This is a genomic window from Rhizobium sp. SG741 (assembly GCF_012275435.1).
GTDB lineage: Bacteria > Pseudomonadota > Alphaproteobacteria > Rhizobiales > Rhizobiaceae > Rhizobium > Rhizobium lusitanum.
The window spans coordinates 297,170-311,600 of record NZ_JAAZQP010000004.1 but is presented as its reverse complement, the minus strand read 5'-3'; the positions used below and the strand labels follow the sequence as shown (position 1 = coordinate 311,600).

At 62.5% G+C, this 14,431-nt stretch carries 15 protein-coding genes; 7 read left to right on the top strand and 8 right to left on the bottom strand.

Going from position 1 to position 14,431, the window contains the following annotated elements; genetic code table 11:
* Positions 1–67 precede the first annotated feature (67 nt).
* The 4 genes from FHT29_RS13025 (at position 68) to FHT29_RS13010 (ending at position 4,160) form a co-directional block, all read left to right on the top strand.
* Positions 68–460: a rhodanese-like domain-containing protein gene (locus FHT29_RS13025; protein WP_168599734.1), complete on the top strand. Its 393-nt coding sequence runs from the start codon at positions 68–70 to the stop codon at positions 458–460.
* Positions 461–603: 143 nt separating this feature from the next.
* Positions 604–1,653, top strand: a complete 1,050-nt coding sequence (locus FHT29_RS13020) for a HoxN/HupN/NixA family nickel/cobalt transporter (RefSeq protein ID WP_047556713.1) — start codon at positions 604–606, stop codon at positions 1,651–1,653.
* An 85-nt stretch (positions 1,654–1,738) separates the two neighbouring features.
* The gene (locus FHT29_RS13015; RefSeq protein ID WP_113118622.1) at positions 1,739–2,272 is read left to right on the top strand and encodes a FecR domain-containing protein; all 534 of its coding nucleotides are present in this window, start codon (positions 1,739–1,741) and stop codon (positions 2,270–2,272) included.
* 13 nt (positions 2,273–2,285) lie between these two features.
* Complete coding sequence (locus tag FHT29_RS13010) at positions 2,286–4,160, top strand: adenylate/guanylate cyclase domain-containing protein (RefSeq protein ID WP_168599733.1); 1,875 nt, start codon at positions 2,286–2,288, stop codon at positions 4,158–4,160.
* A gap of 11 nt (positions 4,161–4,171) precedes the next feature.
* On the opposite strand, the gene FHT29_RS13005 is transcribed toward FHT29_RS13010, so the two are convergent.
* On the bottom strand, positions 4,172–4,771 hold the full coding sequence (locus tag FHT29_RS13005) for a LysE family translocator (protein WP_047556720.1): 600 nt from the start codon (positions 4,769–4,771) through the stop codon (positions 4,172–4,174).
* 59 nt (positions 4,772–4,830) lie between these two features.
* Between FHT29_RS13005 and FHT29_RS13000 the strand changes: the two genes are divergently transcribed.
* Positions 4,831–5,745, top strand: coding sequence for a LysR family transcriptional regulator (locus tag FHT29_RS13000; RefSeq protein ID WP_234903730.1), 915 nt, complete (start codon positions 4,831–4,833; stop codon positions 5,743–5,745).
* Positions 5,746–5,770: 25 nt separating this feature from the next.
* On the opposite strand, the gene FHT29_RS12995 is transcribed toward FHT29_RS13000, so the two are convergent.
* The gene (locus tag FHT29_RS12995; protein WP_037202190.1) at positions 5,771–6,859 is read right to left on the bottom strand and encodes a citrate synthase/methylcitrate synthase; all 1,089 of its coding nucleotides are present in this window, start codon (positions 6,857–6,859) and stop codon (positions 5,771–5,773) included.
* An 85-nt stretch (positions 6,860–6,944) separates the two neighbouring features.
* Here FHT29_RS12995 and FHT29_RS12990 point away from each other — a divergent pair, with 85 nt between their 5' ends.
* Positions 6,945–8,072: a citrate synthase gene (locus FHT29_RS12990; RefSeq protein ID WP_047556814.1), complete on the top strand. Its 1,128-nt coding sequence runs from the start codon at positions 6,945–6,947 to the stop codon at positions 8,070–8,072.
* A gap of 24 nt (positions 8,073–8,096) precedes the next feature.
* On the opposite strand, the gene FHT29_RS12985 is transcribed toward FHT29_RS12990, so the two are convergent.
* Both FHT29_RS12985 and tehA read right to left on the bottom strand, forming a co-directional pair.
* A complete protein-coding gene (locus tag FHT29_RS12985; RefSeq protein WP_047556721.1) occupies positions 8,097–8,468 on the bottom strand; it encodes a VOC family protein in 372 nt (123 codons plus the stop codon).
* A gap of 31 nt (positions 8,469–8,499) precedes the next feature.
* Positions 8,500–9,501 carry a dicarboxylate transporter/tellurite-resistance protein TehA gene (tehA, locus tag FHT29_RS12980; RefSeq protein WP_168599732.1) on the bottom strand — a complete coding sequence of 334 codons (1,002 nt, stop codon included), beginning with the start codon at positions 9,499–9,501 and terminating at the stop codon, positions 8,500–8,502.
* Between the two features lie 271 nt (positions 9,502–9,772).
* On the opposite strand from tehA, the gene gnd reads away from it, so the two are divergent.
* Entirely contained in the window at positions 9,773–10,798 is a 1,026-nt protein-coding gene (gene gnd / locus FHT29_RS12975; RefSeq protein WP_037202181.1) for a phosphogluconate dehydrogenase (NAD(+)-dependent, decarboxylating), read from the top strand.
* Between the two features lie 62 nt (positions 10,799–10,860).
* Here the strand turns inward: gnd and glp are convergent, their stop codons facing one another.
* Genes glp through trpD form a run of 4 tightly spaced genes read right to left on the bottom strand, consistent with a single transcriptional unit; the run spans position 10,861 to position 14,431 of the window.
* The gene (gene glp / locus FHT29_RS12970) at positions 10,861–12,087 is read right to left on the bottom strand and encodes a gephyrin-like molybdotransferase Glp (RefSeq protein WP_047556723.1); all 1,227 of its coding nucleotides are present in this window, start codon (positions 12,085–12,087) and stop codon (positions 10,861–10,863) included.
* A gap of 3 nt (positions 12,088–12,090) precedes the next feature.
* Complete coding sequence (gene moaC / locus FHT29_RS12965) at positions 12,091–12,585, bottom strand: cyclic pyranopterin monophosphate synthase MoaC (protein WP_037202178.1); 495 nt, start codon at positions 12,583–12,585, stop codon at positions 12,091–12,093.
* A 1-nt stretch (position 12,586) separates the two neighbouring features.
* Entirely contained in the window at positions 12,587–13,402 is an 816-nt protein-coding gene (gene trpC, locus FHT29_RS12960; protein WP_047556725.1) for an indole-3-glycerol phosphate synthase TrpC, read from the bottom strand.
* A gap of 12 nt (positions 13,403–13,414) precedes the next feature.
* On the bottom strand, positions 13,415–14,431 hold the full coding sequence (trpD, locus tag FHT29_RS12955; protein WP_047556727.1) for an anthranilate phosphoribosyltransferase: 1,017 nt from the start codon (positions 14,429–14,431) through the stop codon (positions 13,415–13,417).

Here is a 14,431-nt window from a genome sequence, read left to right as displayed (position 1 = left end):
GTTTCGGCCAATTTCAACCGCCAGATCGTTAAGGCATGAATGCACCGAACCAGAGAAGGAGCGTTCCATGTCCCTAGTCAGTGAAATCCCCACCGCAGACCCGAACCTTGTCGCCGAGCACTATGCCCGGCGGCTCGCCTTCGAGACCGATTGCTCCGATGTGCGCCAGGCCATGACCTCAGGCAATATGGATTTCGTCCTGATCGATGTTCGCGGGCCGGCCCTGTTTCAGGAGCAACATATTCCCGGCGCGATCAATCTGCCGCATGGCAAGATGCCTGCTCGCAAGATGGCGGAATGGCCCGAGGATACGCTGTTCGTCGTCTATTGCGCCGGACCGCATTGCAACGGAACGGACAAGGCTGCTTTGCGCCTGGGCACGCTTGGCAGGCGCGTGAAGGTGATGATCGGCGGCATCACCGGCTGGGCAGATGAGGGGCATCCCTTCGAAAAGGGATGACAAGACGACGGGCTAACCCGGCTCAATGCCGGGCTTGCCCATTTTTACAACACTGCGAAAAACTTCGGCAGCTACGTCATTTGACTGTCGCGTCCTCTTGGTTTCCGTGGCACTGTGCGAGTAAGCATAACGGGAACAAAAGTATGATCCTCAATCCTTTTGACGATCGTGCCGAAAGGCCGAAAGCCAAGATTGCCTTCACCTTTGCGCTTCTGATCGCCTTCAACATTGCCGCCTGGACCTGGGCCTGGGTCGCTTTTTCAGACAGGCCGTCGCTGCTCGGCATTGCGTTTCTCGCCTATATGTTCGGCCTTCGCCATGCCTTCGATGCCGATCATATAGCGGCGATCGACAATGTCGTGCGCAAGCTCATTCAGGAAAAGAAGCAGCCCTATGCGGTCGGCTTCTTCTTTTCCCTCGGCCATTCCTCGATCGTCGTGATCGCCTCGATCCTGATCGCCGCGACGGCGGCTGCCATGCAGAGCCGGCTCGATTCCTTCCACGATGTCGGCGGCGTCATCGGCACGACCGTCTCGGCGGTCTTCCTGCTCCTCATCGGTATCGCCAATCTCTTCGTGCTCAAGGGCGTATGGTCCGCCTTCAAGCGGGCGCAGAGGGGCGAGAGGATCGCCGAGGAGGATCTGGACACGCTGCTCGCCGGCGGCGGCTTTTTGGCGCGCATCTTCCAACCCATGTTCAGGGTCGTGACCCGCTCCTGGCATATGTATCCGATCGGCTTTCTCTTCGGCCTCGGCTTCGACACGGCGACGGAAATCGGACTTCTCGGCATCTCCGCCGCACAAGCGGCGCAGGGCACATCGTTCTGGACGATCCTGGTTTTCCCGACACTCTTCACCGCCGGCATGTCGCTGATGGATACACTCGACAGCGCGCTGATGACCGGCGCCTATGGATGGGCCTTCGTCAAACCCGTGCGCAAGCTCTGGTACAATCTGACGATAACAGCTGCTTCCGTCGTCGTCGCCATCTTCATCGGCGGCATCGAGGCACTGGGGCTTATCTCGGACAAGCTCGGCCTCGAGGGCGGTTTCTGGCGCTTCATCGGCGAACTCAACGACAATCTTGCCAATTTCGGCTTCGCGGTCGTCGGTATTTTCCTGCTGAGCTGGCTGGTTTCGACAGTGCTCTATAAGGCCGGAGGGTATGACAGCTTGCAGATCAACCGCTCCTGACGCATCATCGATGCCAAGGATCGAAAATGCGGTGACTGGAAATCGTCGTGTGCGGCCCCAGTTACATGCAGGAGGGGCCACGATCATGATCCAGACAAGCGATATTCTCGGTGTTGCGCTGGCGGCAGGCGTTCTGTTCATCATCGGCGCTGACCAGGTCTACGCGCAGGCCGCCGCCAACTGCTCGCCGCGGCCGGCCGTCAGCGCTGAGCGCCAAACCCTGAAGTGCGAACCGGGGCTTAGCATCACTGTTGAGCGCGGCGCACACTACCGGCTTGCCGATCGGAATCACGATGGTCGGGTTGATGCTATCGTGCTCAACAACAAGGCGGTGCTGATCGATGTCGACAGCAACCATGTTCAAGGCGGGTTCGAGGTGGTGACGCCGCAGGCCATTGCTGCCGTCCGCGGCACGCGATGGGCGGTCGACGCGCAACGTGGCAAGACTTCCGTACTGGTGTTGCGCGGCCGCGTCGCGGTCAACAAGGTTTCGACCGGGGAAGGCGTCACGCTCGGGCAAGGGCAGGGCGTCGATGCCGACCGCAGCCGCTCCCCCTTGCATGTCACAGCCTGGGGACAGCCACGCATAAACGCATTGATGGCTCGCCTCGGCCAGTGAGATTCTGACGCCCATGCGCAGACCGCCGCCGCAGACGCTGATTGCGCTCATCTTGACTGCTCTCTGGGGTCTGGGCCTCGGTGTCATGCATCTGCATGGCGACATTCCCTTTATCGACGGCGCGGAGGCGACGCTGACGAATCTCAGGAATGCGGTTGGCGGCAGCCGCAAACCGCCCGATGTCGTCACTATCGTCGCCATCGACGATGAGACGTCGCGGGTGGCGGGACATTACCCGCTGCCCCGCGCCACGCTCGCCAAAATCATCGATGTCATCGCCGCCCTAGGGCCGAAAACCATCGCGCTCGACATGCTTTTGCTCGATGCCGGCGATGAGGCCGGCGATGCGGCACTGGAGCAATCCCTCAAGCGGACCAGTGCCGTGCTCGCCGCCGCCGGCATCTTTCCCGAAAGCCGCCAGCGCGTTGTCGATGACAGCAAGGAACCTCTCGCCCGCGTGCCCAGCGCACTACAATTCCTCGAGCCGCAGAAGCGGTTCGCAGATGCCGCAAGCTACGGCGTCGTCAACGTACAGACCGACAAGACGGGAACGCCGCGCTTCGTGCCCATGCTGTTTCGCAGCGGCGAGCGGATCGAACCGTCCTTCTCGCTGCGCGTCGCTTCCGCGGCGACCGGCGAGCACACGACCGTCATCTCCGACCAGATCAAGATCGGTGACCGTTCCGTCCATACCGATAGTGGCTATCTCATGCCGCTCTCGTTCTATGGCCCGCGCGGCACGATCCGCACCATCAGCGCCAGCGCGGCGCTGAACGGGCAGCTACCGGAGGAGGCCATCCGGGATCATATCGTCGTCATCGGCGCGACCGTTACCGGCGGCGGTGATGTCTTTCCGACACCCTTCGATCCGGTGCTGCCGGGCGTCGAAGTCATCTCCACCTCGATCACGCATCTGATCGCCGGGGATGGCCTGGTGCGCGATCGCGGCGTTCGTTTCATCGACCTCTATTTTGCCGTCGGTCTGCCGGTCCTCGTTGTCAGCCTGCTCTCCTGGCGGCGCAACACCATCGGCCTTATCATGGTACTCTGCGTCGTCCTTGCCTGGCTGGCGATCAACGTCAACGTCTTCAAACACAGCATCTGGATGAGCGCCGCCCTGCCGATCGCCGCGACGGTGCCGCCGGCGCTGTTCTTCGGCGCAGCCCAGCTTTGGCTCGGCCGCAGGCAGGCCGGGCGCTTCGCCGAGCAGAGCGAACTGCTGCAACGCATCCAGGCGCCCGGTCTTGCCGAACATCTTGCCCGCGATCCCGGCTTTCTCGCAGCGCCGGTGCATCAGGAAGCGGCAGTGGTCTTCATCGACATCAACGGCTTCACGGGTCTCAGCGAGACGATCGGCCCTGCGGCCGTGCGGGACTTGCTGAACGGCTTCTACTATCTTGTCGACGAGGAAGTGACTGCCAGTGGCGGCGCCATCACCAGCTTCATGGGCGATGGCGCCATGATCCTCTTCGGCCTACCGCAGCCGAAGCGAACCGACGCCGCCAATGCGGCGCGCTGCTGCATCCGCCTTGCCGACCGAATGAGAGGCTGGCTCGCAGCGATGCCGCCGGCAACCGCATCCCGAATCGGCTTCAAGATCGGCGCGCATTTCGGCACCATCGTCGCCTCCAGGCTCGGCGGTGGCGGCCGCCAACAGATCACGGCGACCGGCGACACGGTCAACATAGCAAGCCGCCTGATGGAGGTTGCCGCTCGCAATCGCGCCGAGATCGCCATAAGCAACGACCTGCTGCATTCCGCCGGCCGCGACAGTGCGCCCTTTATGGAAGGCAAGCTCGACGGCCCGATCGAAACAAGCTTGCGCGGCCGCGCGGGGTCCTTGACCATATGGCTCTGGCGCGGCAGGCATGATCCGGAACGACCTTAAGATTTCAGGCTTCATCCGCGCCACATGGGGATAATTGATATCACGAGCAGGCAGGCGAGTGAGATATTGAGCACGCGCCATTGCCACGCCGTTTTCAGAAAACGCCCGAGCATCTGTCCGAGAACGCACCAGACCGCCAGCGAGAATGCGGCGACGAGGCAGAAGGTCAGGCCAAGCAGGATCGCGAGGGTGGTGGGACTGCCCGCCAGAGCGGCGAATGAGGCGGCCGCGCCGACCGTCATCGCCCAACCCTTCGGATTGTGCCACAACATCCAGACACCGGCGATAAAGCTCGTGGGCTTCGTCATCCGACCGGCGCCATGTGGCTGGCCGCTTCTGCCGATCCGTACTGCGAGCCAGATCAGATAGAGCGAGCCGAGCGTCTTCATTGCGATCTGCAAGACGGGCAGGGTTATCAAGACGCCGCCAAGTCCGGCCGCCGCCACACTGGCCATGGAGCCGAGGCCGAAGGCGAAACCGGTCATGACGGGTATCGACCGGCGAAAGCCGAAATGCGCGCCGGAAGCGGTCGCGAGTGTCGTCGCGCCACCCGGTGTTATGGTCGAGACGAGCGCAAACAGGATCAGCGGCAACAGGGATTCGATGGTCATTCCAGCCTTTCTCCAATTCAGGAAAAGGAATAGGCAAGCAGCACCCACCAGGAAATCGAATGTTGAAGGAGGAGAGCATTAGCATCTATAATGCCCTTATGGTCCGAAACTTCGATATCACCCTCATCAGAACCTTCACCGCTGTTGCCGATCAAGGCAGCATGACCATCGCTGCCAACATGCTGCACCTGACGCAAGGCGCCGTCAGCCAGCAGATCAAGCGGCTGGAGGATATGCTGGGATGTGCCTTGTTCGAGAGAGACAAGCGCGGCTTGCGGCTCACCGATGCGGGTGAGCGGCTGCTCGGCAATGCCCGCCGTCTGCTGCTGCTGAACGACGATATCTGGGCCGACATGACCGAACTGACGATCCAGGGAAGCGTCCGGCTCGGCGTTCCCTATGATCTCGTCGGGGCAACGCTGGCGCCGGTGCTGAAATCCTATGCCGAGCGTCACCCGCAGGTAGAGATTTCGCTGGTCTGCGCCTCGTCGCCGGAGCTGCTGGCGGAACTGGAGAAGGGCACCATCGACCTCTGCGTCGTCGAAGAACAGTTCGGTGCATCGCGAGGCGAATGCCTGAGTGTCGAGCGGCTGGTTTGGGTGGGTGCGAAGGCCGGCAACGCCTATCGCAAGGTGCCGCTGCCGATCTCGATGGTGGCTGATACCTGCGCTTTCCGCTCATCCGTATTCGCGGCGTTGAGCAATGACGGGCGACGCTGGCGGACGGTGTTCGAGAACGGCAATATCGAGGCCACCACCGCGACCGTGCGCACGGATCTGGCTGTTACCGCCTGGCTTGCTTCCACCGTCCCGGCCGATCTCGACATTCTCTCCGTCGAGGAGGGCTTGCCCGAGCTGCCGGTTTTCGCGATCAACCTGCATTTGCCCAAAGGGGACGCCACACCGCAGGCTCTGGAGCTCGCCCGCCATATTCGCGAGGGACTGATGCGGCCGCGTCAATCCGCGGCCGCCTGAGCGTCGATCGGCCCTGATAAGCCTCTTATGCTGCCTTCGGCAGAGGGCCGACATAGCGCGACTGCGGGCGGATGAGACGCCCGTCGAGCGTCTGCTCACGCGCATGAGCAATCCAGCCAACGGTACGGCCGATTGCAAAGACGCCGGTGAAGGCATTGCGCGGGAAGCCGAGAGCATCGAGCAGCAGGGCCGTGTAGTATTCGACATTAACGTCCAGCGGCCGATCCGGCTTGCGCTCCTTGAGCAGGGTGAGCGCCGCCGCCTCGATTGCTTCTGCCAGCGCGATGCGTCCGGCATCCGCCTGACCGCTCTCGAAGATCGGCTTCAGCGCTGTTTTCAATGCATCGGCACGCGGGTCGCGAACACGATAGATGCGATGGCCGAAACCCATCAACCGCTCGCCATGATCCAGCGCATGCGACAGCCAGGCCCGAGCATTCTCCGGCTTGCCCACTCCATCAAGCATGTCGAGGACCGGGCCGGGGGCACCACCGTGCAACGGACCCTTGAGGGCGCTGATCGCCGCCAGCACGGAAGAGGTCAGGCCGGCATGGGTCGAGGCGATGACACGCGAAGCGAATGTCGATGCATTGAGGCCATGATCGGAAATCGTCACGAGATAGGCGTCCAGCCCGGCCGTCTGCTCGGCCGTCGGCACACGACCCGCAAGCATGCGCAGGATGTCCGCGGATTGGGACAATGAAGCATCCGGCTTGATCGGCGCATCGCCCTTCTGCAGCCGCAATACGGCCGGCAGGAAGACGGCCGGCGCGGCCATCAGGCTGATAGCGCTGGCAAAATCCTCGCCATCCTCGATCCGTGCCAGCAGAGCCCGTACCGCATCCACCGGCGGCAAAGCGAGCAATACGGCATCGGCCGCATCGACATGAGCGAAGAGGGCAACGCGGGCCGCACCAAGCTGGGTTCTGATGGACGCCGCATCGAAATGTTCATCGAACAGGCCATCGAGCAGCAGCGCCGCGACATCCTCGAAGCGGCTGGTCGCCACCAGATCATCGAGCGACACGCCGCGTATGATCAGCCGGCCGGCCGCGCCATCGACATCGGATAGCTTGGTTTCTGCGGCAATGACATCTTCAAGACCACTTTTCATCACTGTTCTCCTTTGACTATCCACTTAGATCGGGCCTATTTTTATTGACGTCAATCTTGATGCAATTAATCAATATGAGGGAATGATGAGCTGGTTGACGGCGGAGCAGGCGCTGCACCTGCTGGGAACGAAATCACAGACGCTTTACGCCAATGTCAGTCGCGGCCGCATTCGTGCGAAGCCGGACCCGGCGGATACGCGACGCAGCCTCTATTTCGCTGACGATGTGAAGCGGCTGGCAACTCGCCATGCCGGCCGGCGCAAGACCGAGGCGGTCGCCGCCGAGGCCATCCAATGGGGTGATCCGGTATTGCCCTCGGCGCTATCGACGGTTTCGAGCGGGCGGCTTTTCTATCGCGGGCGGGATGCGACGGCTCTTGCCGAGAGTGCGACCCTGGAGGAGATCGCGCTGTTGCTTTGGGACATGAAACGTCCATTGCGGCTGGAGGAGGGCCAACGCACGCCTCCATCCCTGAATGCCGCGTTCTCGGCGCTGGCCGAACGCGCGACAAGCGACTTGCCGTCACTCGGGCGCTCGCTGCCGGCGTTGCAGCGCGAGGCCGAAAGTGTCTTCAGCACCGTCGCCGAGGCACTGGCGCCGGGCGCGTCGGGCTTGCCTCTGCATCAACGTCTCGCCGTTGCATGGGATCGTCCCGACGCAGCGGATCTCATACGCCGCTGTTTTGTGCTGCTTGCGGACCACGAGTTGAATGCCTCGACCTTCACGGCGCGAATCACCGCTTCCGCCGGCGCGACATTATCCGCAGCCACCTTGTCCGGCCTGTCGACACTGACCGGTCCGCTGCACGGCGGTGCCTGGCAGAGCGTGCGCTCGCTGATCGCCCGAGCGGCTGCGATCGGTGCGGAGGAGGCGGTGCGCAGCTACCTGTCGGAAGGGCGGCCTTTGCCGGCTTTCGGTCATCCGCTCTATCCGGATGTCGATGCCCGCGCCGAAACTCTGCTTCATTGCTTCACGCTGCCGCCCTTGTTTGCCAGGGTTCGCGATGTCGGCGAGCAGCTGGTCGGCGAACGCGTCAATGTTGACTTTGCCCTGACGGCGATGGTCCACGCCTATCACCTGCCACAGGATGCGCCATTGATCATCTTTGCGCTCGCCCGCACCGTGGGCTGGCTGGCACATGCGATGGAGCAGGCGACGAGCGGGCGTCTCATTCGGCCGCGTGCGCGCTATGTCGGGCCGCCGGTGCAATAGCGCGCCGCATGGAGGCCACGACGCTTAGCTCACCGCCAGGTGACAAACCGCTTCGATATTATGGCCGTCCGGATCGAGGATGAAAGCCCCGTAGTAATTGGGATGATAGTGAGCGCGGACACCCGGCGCTCCGTTATCCACGCCGCCGGCGACAAGCGCGGCTTGGTGGAACCTATCGACGATTTCCCTGCTTTGGGCAGCAAAGGCGACATGTGCGCCGGTCTGTGGTGTAGCGCGCTGGCCGATCCAGAAGAATGCCTTTGGTCTGATCCCATAGCCCGCAAAGGTCTCGCCTTCGGCATAAAGGCGCTCGATGCCAAGAGGGTGCAATATCGCATCGTAGAACATCCTGGATCGTTCTAGATCAAGGACACCGATCGTCACGTGGTCCAGCATATTAACTCCTGATTGGCAGACACAGACATCATCAACCCTGGCCGATGGCGCCGGCATCGCGAGGCGGGAGATCCGTCCAGCCGATAACCAGCTTGCGGCTGACGATCAGCCGGATCGTTGCCACGGCGACGATACCGACGACGATGTTGGCCGCGATGAAGAGGATCGGGGCGAGCTGTGCGACAGGACCGGTATCTCCGCGCTCGATCAACCGCATTGGAGCGGTCGCGAGCGCGGTGGCACCGAAGGAAAAGGCCCAATATGCCGGGCTGAAGGCTTCCTTCGTGATCCACGGCAGCAGGCGAATCATGATCAGAGCCTGCAGCAGACCGTAGCCGATCATCGCGTGCACAAGAATATCGGTCGGCCCCTGTATAACGCCGATATAGGCGAGCGCACCGACCGCCGGCGGCGCCAACTGGATCCCGAGCGTCGGCCGCAACGGCAGGGGCAGTGCCGGTCCAGTCAACAGACGATGCAGCAGGGCGGATTCGATCGCGAGCCAGGCAAAGAAGCCAGCGCCGAAGAAAAGCTTAGCCCATTCGGGAAAGCCGAGGGCGGCGCCGACGATGGCGGTAACGAAGCTTCCGGCCACGCTCGGCAGATAAAGCACTGCGGTCGTTGTCGCGATATCGCGCTCGCCTTGCCACAGGCCGCCGGTTCGCCAGACCGAGAAGGCAAGGGTATAGGCTGCGCCGATTAGGAAGATAGTTTCGGCGCCGATGCGCGAATAGGGCAACAACCCTGCGGCGACGAGCATGGTCGCCACCCCGACCAGACCGATGAAGCAGCACTGGACAGGATGGGCCACCTCCTTGAAGGCTTCCTCGCGGGCCACCATCCATTTCAACAGGTAGAGCACGATCAGCACCAACCAGACGGCGAGAGTGACAAAGGTCAGCACCTCGCCGATCACGGCCGGCAACTGCCAGATGCGTGCCCCGACGCGCCAGGCATAGGCAAGCCCGGAAAGGCCCAAAACCATGCCGAAGAATGCAGCCGGAACCAACGGCAATTTCAGAGACGCAGCCATATGCCTCCTTTGACGCTTCACGGTGAGCGCCACCTACAGAGAATTAAGCAAAGAACCCCGGAACGCCGCTGAACTTATCAATAGGGGCCGGAGCGCAAAATACAGCTTTCGTCGGAGACGGCAAAGCGCGATCACAGATGCGTGAGGACAGTAAATTTTCTCCGCTGTCTGGCCCACGCATAGCTCGCCCGTCATTTGTTCATTGGAAAATCCTGCGAAATGTCTCTATTGAGTATTCAAAACGATTAAAACCGTCCTAGGAGACTGACATATGCAAATCGGAATGATTGGCCTTGGCCGCATGGGCAACAACATGGTGCAGCGCCTGATGAAGGGCGGCCACAGCGCGGTTGTTTTCGATGCGCGTGCGGAAAGCATCGCGGCGCTCGAGCAGCTTGGCGCCACCGGCAGCAAGTCGCTCGAAGATTTCGTATCGAAGCTCGCCAAGCCCCGCGTCGTTTGGCTGATGCTGCCGGCTGCGATCGTCGATCAGGAGTTGGCGGCAATCGTACCACTGCTCGAGGAAGGCGACATCGTCATTGACGGGGGCAACTCCTATTATCATGACGACATTCGCCGCGCCGAGGAGCTGAAGTCCAAGGGCATTCATTATGCCGACGTTGGCACGAGCGGCGGCGTTTTCGGCCTGCAGCGCGGCTATTGCCTGATGATCGGCGGCGAGAAGGAAACGGTCGAACACCTCTCGCCGATCTTCGCGACCCTTGCACCCGGTGTCGGCGACGTCCTTCCCTCGAAGCAGCGCTCCGAGGAAGCCTCCAGGAACAGCACCGCGGAGCAGGGCTATCTGCATTGCGGCCCGTCCGGCGCCGGCCACTTCGTCAAGATGGTCCATAACGGCATCGAATACGGCCTGATGGCTGCCTATGCCGAAGGCCTGAACGTATTGCGCCACGCCAATGTCGGCAAGCTGGACGCCGAGAAGGACGCGGAAACCGCGCCGATCGCCCATCCGCAATATTATCAGTACGATCTCGATATCGCCGAAATCAGCGAAGTCTGGCGTCGCGGCAGCGTGATCACATCCTGGCTGCTCGACCTCACCGCCGACGCGCTGCATGGCGACGCCGCCTTATCGCAATATGCCGGCCGCGTTTCGGATTCAGGCGAGGGCCGCTGGACGATTTCGGCCGCGATCGACGAAGGTGTGCCGACGCCGGTGCTCAGCGCCGCCCTCTATGGCCGCTTCGCCTCGCGCGGCAATGACGATTACGCCAACAAGGTTCTGTCCGCGATGCGCGCCGGCTTCGGCGGTCATCATGAGAAGCCTGGCAAGTAATCTACGGGTTTACTGAAATATGAGCCGGGTGGGTCAAGCCTCCCGGCTTTTCCTTGCCTGGCTCAACCTAGCAGGTCCGGCCGTAGTACTATGACTGGGCAGGGCGAGCCGACGGCAAGTTCCGGCGCATGCGGCGGGCGAACGACAAGGCAATCGGCGCGCGAAAAGACCTTCATCATCGAAGAATCCTGCCTGGAGAAAGGCTCGACGAGCCAGCCGCCGTCGGCAGTCTTCGTCAGGGTTGCGCGCATATAATCCTGGCGCTGATCGTTCGCCGCAAAGGGGACAGCCGCCTTCGCGACGCCGTCGCGCTTCACCGGCGGCAAGGACGCGAGCTTGCGGATCAAGGGTTCGAGAAACAGCAACCCGCAAACCAGGCTGGAGACGGGATTGCCCGGCAGACCGAGGACATGGGTTTCGCCGAGACTGCCGACCATCAGAGGTTTGCCGGGGCGCATGGCAATGCGCCAGAAATCGAGCTGCATGCCGGCGGCAATCATGGTCGCTTGCACGAGGTCATGATCGCCGACAGAGGCGCCGCCGAGCGTGACGATAATATCGGCCTTCGCGACCCGCGCGCGGCCGATCGCGGCGGTGATTTCATCGCTATCGTCAGGAACAATGCCGAGATCCAGCACATGGGCGCCGGCATTGTGTGCCAGCGCCGCAATGCCGAACGTGTTCGACGCAACGATCTGCGCAGCACCCGGCTCGCTGCCGGGCACCACCAGCTCGTCGCCGGTCGCAAGGATTGCAACCAGAGGCCGGCGATAGACATCCAGCGCCGGATGATTCATGGCGGCGGCAACGGTAAGCCGGGAGAAATCCATCACGGTGCCGGCGGACAGCACGACCTCACCCTCGAGGAAATCCTGGCCACGCGGGCGTATATGCTGCCCCTGGCGGATTGGATAGGTGGTGCGAATGCGATCGCCTTCCAGGCGTCCTGCATCCTCCTGCAGCAGCACCGAATCTGCTCCCGCCGGTACCGGCGCGCCGGTGAAGATGCGTACAGTCTCGCCCTTGCCGACTGTTCCTTCGAAGGCATGGCCAGCGGCAGAAGCGCCGATGATCTGCAGTTCCGAGCCGGGCGTTGCCGCATCCCCGAAACGGAGGGCATAGCCATCCATAGCAGAGGCATCGAAGGGCGGCTGCGTCAGGCGCGCTGCCAGATCCCTGGCCAACACCCTACCGTCCGCCATATCGAGCGGAACGCTTTCGAAACGATGAAGCGGCGTCGCACTGTTCAGCAGGCGCGCTTGTGCTTCGGCAACGGGTAACAGGCTCATGCGTCAGGCCCCCGGATGGCGGAAATCCCCCGATTTGCCGCCGGATTTTTCCAATAGCATTATGCCGCCGATTTCCATGCTTCGGTCGGCGGCCTTGGCCATATCGTAGATCGTCAGGCAAGCGACGGAGACCGCCGTCAGCGCCTCCATCTCGACGCCGGTGCGGCCAGTGAGCTTTGCCGTCGCGGTGACGCGCAGGCCGGGCAGGGCGGCGTCCTCGGCGATATCGACCGCCACCTTCGTCAGCATCAGCGGATGACACAGCGGAATGAGATTGGACGTCTGCTTGGCTGCCATGATGCCGGCGAGCCGCGCCGTACCGATGACATCGCCCTTCTTGGCGTTGCCATCGCGGATCAGCGCCAACGTCTCCGGCTTCATCCTGACATAACCGCCAGCGGTGGCGCTGCGCGCCGTTTCGGCCTTGTCGCCGACATCGACCATATGCGCTTCGCCCGAGGCGTCGATATGGGTGAGGCCCGTTTTCTCGGTGCTCATTTTACTCGGCCGCCAGAACGCCGGTCTCGCCGTTCAGCAGCAGTCGCGTCGCCGCCGTGACATCGTCCTTGCGCATCAGGCTTTCGCCGACGAGGAAAGTGGTGATACCGACGGCTTCGAGGCGCTTGCAATCGGCATGGGTGAAGACACCGCTCTCGCCGACCAACAGGCGACCCTCCGGCACCATGGCCGACAACGCTTCGCTGACCGTGAGGCTGACCTCGAAGGTACGCAGATTGCGGTTGTTGATGCCGATCAGCGGCGAAGACAGCTTCAGCGCCCGTTCCATCTCTTCGGCATCATGAACCTCGACAAGCATGTCCATGCCAAGGCCGAAAGCTTCGTCCTGCAATCGCTGCGCGTCGTCGTCGGAGAGCGAGGCCATGATCAGCAGGATGCAGTCGGCGCCCCAGGCGCGGGCTTCCTGCACCTGATAGGTATCGAACATGAAATCCTTGCGCAGTGCCGGCAAGGAGCAGGCGGCGCGCGCAGCCGTCAGGAATTCGGGAGCGCCCTGGAAGCTCGGCGTATCCGTCAGTACCGAGAGGCAGGCAGCACCACCCGCCTCATAGGCCTTGGCGAGGGCAGGCGGGTCGAAGTCTGGGCGGATCAGTCCTTTCGACGGGCTTGCCTTCTTGATTTCGGCAATCAGACCAAAAACGCCTGCGCTCTGCTTGGCGAGAAGTGCCTTGTGGAAGCCGCGCGGCGCGGACTGACCTGCCTGCATAGCCTTGAGATCGGCAAGGGGAACCTTGGCCTTGGCCGCCGCGATTTCCTCGCGCTTGTAGGCTTCGATCTTCTGAAGGATATCGGTCATGACGTCCTGAACCTATTCTTCCTCGTTGGAGACGGCGATCAGCTTGTCCAGCGCCACCGCGGTCGCGCCGCTGTCGAGCGACTGGGCCGCGAGCTTCATGCCATCATGAAGCGTTTCCGCCTTGCCGGCAATGACAAGCGATGCGGCTGCATTGGCAAGAGCAATGTCGCGATAGGCGTTTTTCGCACCGCTGAGCACATCTCGGAGCGCTGCAGCGTTGGCGATGCCATCGCCGCCCTTGAGGTCGGCAAGATCGGCATGCGCCAGACCGAAATCGGCCGGCGTCAGCTCGAAGGTACGGATCTTGCCGTCTTCAAGTGCTGCGACCGAGGTCGCTCCGGTCGTGGTGATCTCGTCCAAGCCATTGCCGTGCACGACCCAAACGCTTTCGGCATTCAGGTCCCTCAGCACCTCGGCAAGCGGTACGACCCATTGCGGCGCAAAGACGCCGAGCAGCTGACGGCGCGCACCGGCCGGGTTCGACAACGGGCCCAACAGGTTGAAGATCGTGCGCGTGCCCAACTCGACGCGGGACGGGCCGACATGGCGCATCGACGAATGGTGCAATTGCGCGAACATGAAGCCTATGCCGGCTTCGCGAATGCAGCGGGCAATCACCTCGGGACCGATATCGAGCTTGATGCCGAGCACCGACTGCGTGTCGGCCGTGCCGGCCTTGGAGCTCTGCGCACGGTTGCCGTGCTTTGCCACCGGCACGCCTGCGCCGGCGACGATGAATGCCGCCAGCGTCGAGATGTTATAGGTGCCAACGCCATCGCCGCCCGTGCCGACGATATCGATGGCGTCAGCTGGCGCTTCCACCGACAGCATCTTGGCGCGCATCGTGGTGACGGCGCCGACGATCTCGTCGACCGTTTCGCCGCGGACACGCAGCGCCATCAGGAAAGCGCCGATCTGCGACGGTGTCGCTTCGCCCGACATCAGGATCTCGAATGCCTGCCGGGCTTCGTCTCGTGTCAGCGCCTCACGATTGGCGACCTTGGCGAGGAAAGGTTTCAGTTCGGCCAT

Excerpts from the sequence above, each read along its gene's own strand:
- FHT29_RS13025 (WP_168599734.1), top strand. The coding sequence starts at position 68 with ATGTCCCTAGTCAGTGAAATCCCCACCGCAGACCCGAACCTTGTCGCC.
- FHT29_RS13020 (WP_047556713.1), top strand. The coding sequence starts at position 604 with ATGATCCTCAATCCTTTTGACGATCGTGCCGAAAGGCCGAAAGCCAAG.
- FHT29_RS13015 (WP_113118622.1), top strand. The coding sequence starts at position 1,739 with ATGATCCAGACAAGCGATATTCTCGGTGTTGCGCTGGCGGCAGGCGTT.
- FHT29_RS13010 (WP_168599733.1), top strand. The coding sequence starts at position 2,286 with ATGCGCAGACCGCCGCCGCAGACGCTGATTGCGCTCATCTTGACTGCT.
- FHT29_RS13005 (WP_047556720.1), bottom strand. The coding sequence starts at position 4,771 with ATGACCATCGAATCCCTGTTGCCGCTGATCCTGTTTGCGCTCGTCTCG.
- FHT29_RS13000 (WP_234903730.1), top strand. The coding sequence starts at position 4,831 with ATGTTGAAGGAGGAGAGCATTAGCATCTATAATGCCCTTATGGTCCGA.
- FHT29_RS12995 (WP_037202190.1), bottom strand. The coding sequence starts at position 6,859 with ATGAAAAGTGGTCTTGAAGATGTCATTGCCGCAGAAACCAAGCTATCC.
- FHT29_RS12990 (WP_047556814.1), top strand. The coding sequence starts at position 6,945 with ATGAGCTGGTTGACGGCGGAGCAGGCGCTGCACCTGCTGGGAACGAAA.
- FHT29_RS12985 (WP_047556721.1), bottom strand. The coding sequence starts at position 8,468 with ATGCTGGACCACGTGACGATCGGTGTCCTTGATCTAGAACGATCCAGG.
- tehA (WP_168599732.1), bottom strand. The coding sequence starts at position 9,501 with ATGGCTGCGTCTCTGAAATTGCCGTTGGTTCCGGCTGCATTCTTCGGC.
- gnd (WP_037202181.1), top strand. The coding sequence starts at position 9,773 with ATGCAAATCGGAATGATTGGCCTTGGCCGCATGGGCAACAACATGGTG.
- glp (WP_047556723.1), bottom strand. The coding sequence starts at position 12,087 with ATGAGCCTGTTACCCGTTGCCGAAGCACAAGCGCGCCTGCTGAACAGT.
- moaC (WP_037202178.1), bottom strand. The coding sequence starts at position 12,585 with ATGAGCACCGAGAAAACGGGCCTCACCCATATCGACGCCTCGGGCGAA.
- trpC (WP_047556725.1), bottom strand. The coding sequence starts at position 13,402 with ATGACCGATATCCTTCAGAAGATCGAAGCCTACAAGCGCGAGGAAATC.
- trpD (WP_047556727.1), bottom strand. The coding sequence starts at position 14,431 with ATGGCCGAACTGAAACCTTTCCTCGCCAAGGTCGCCAATCGTGAGGCG.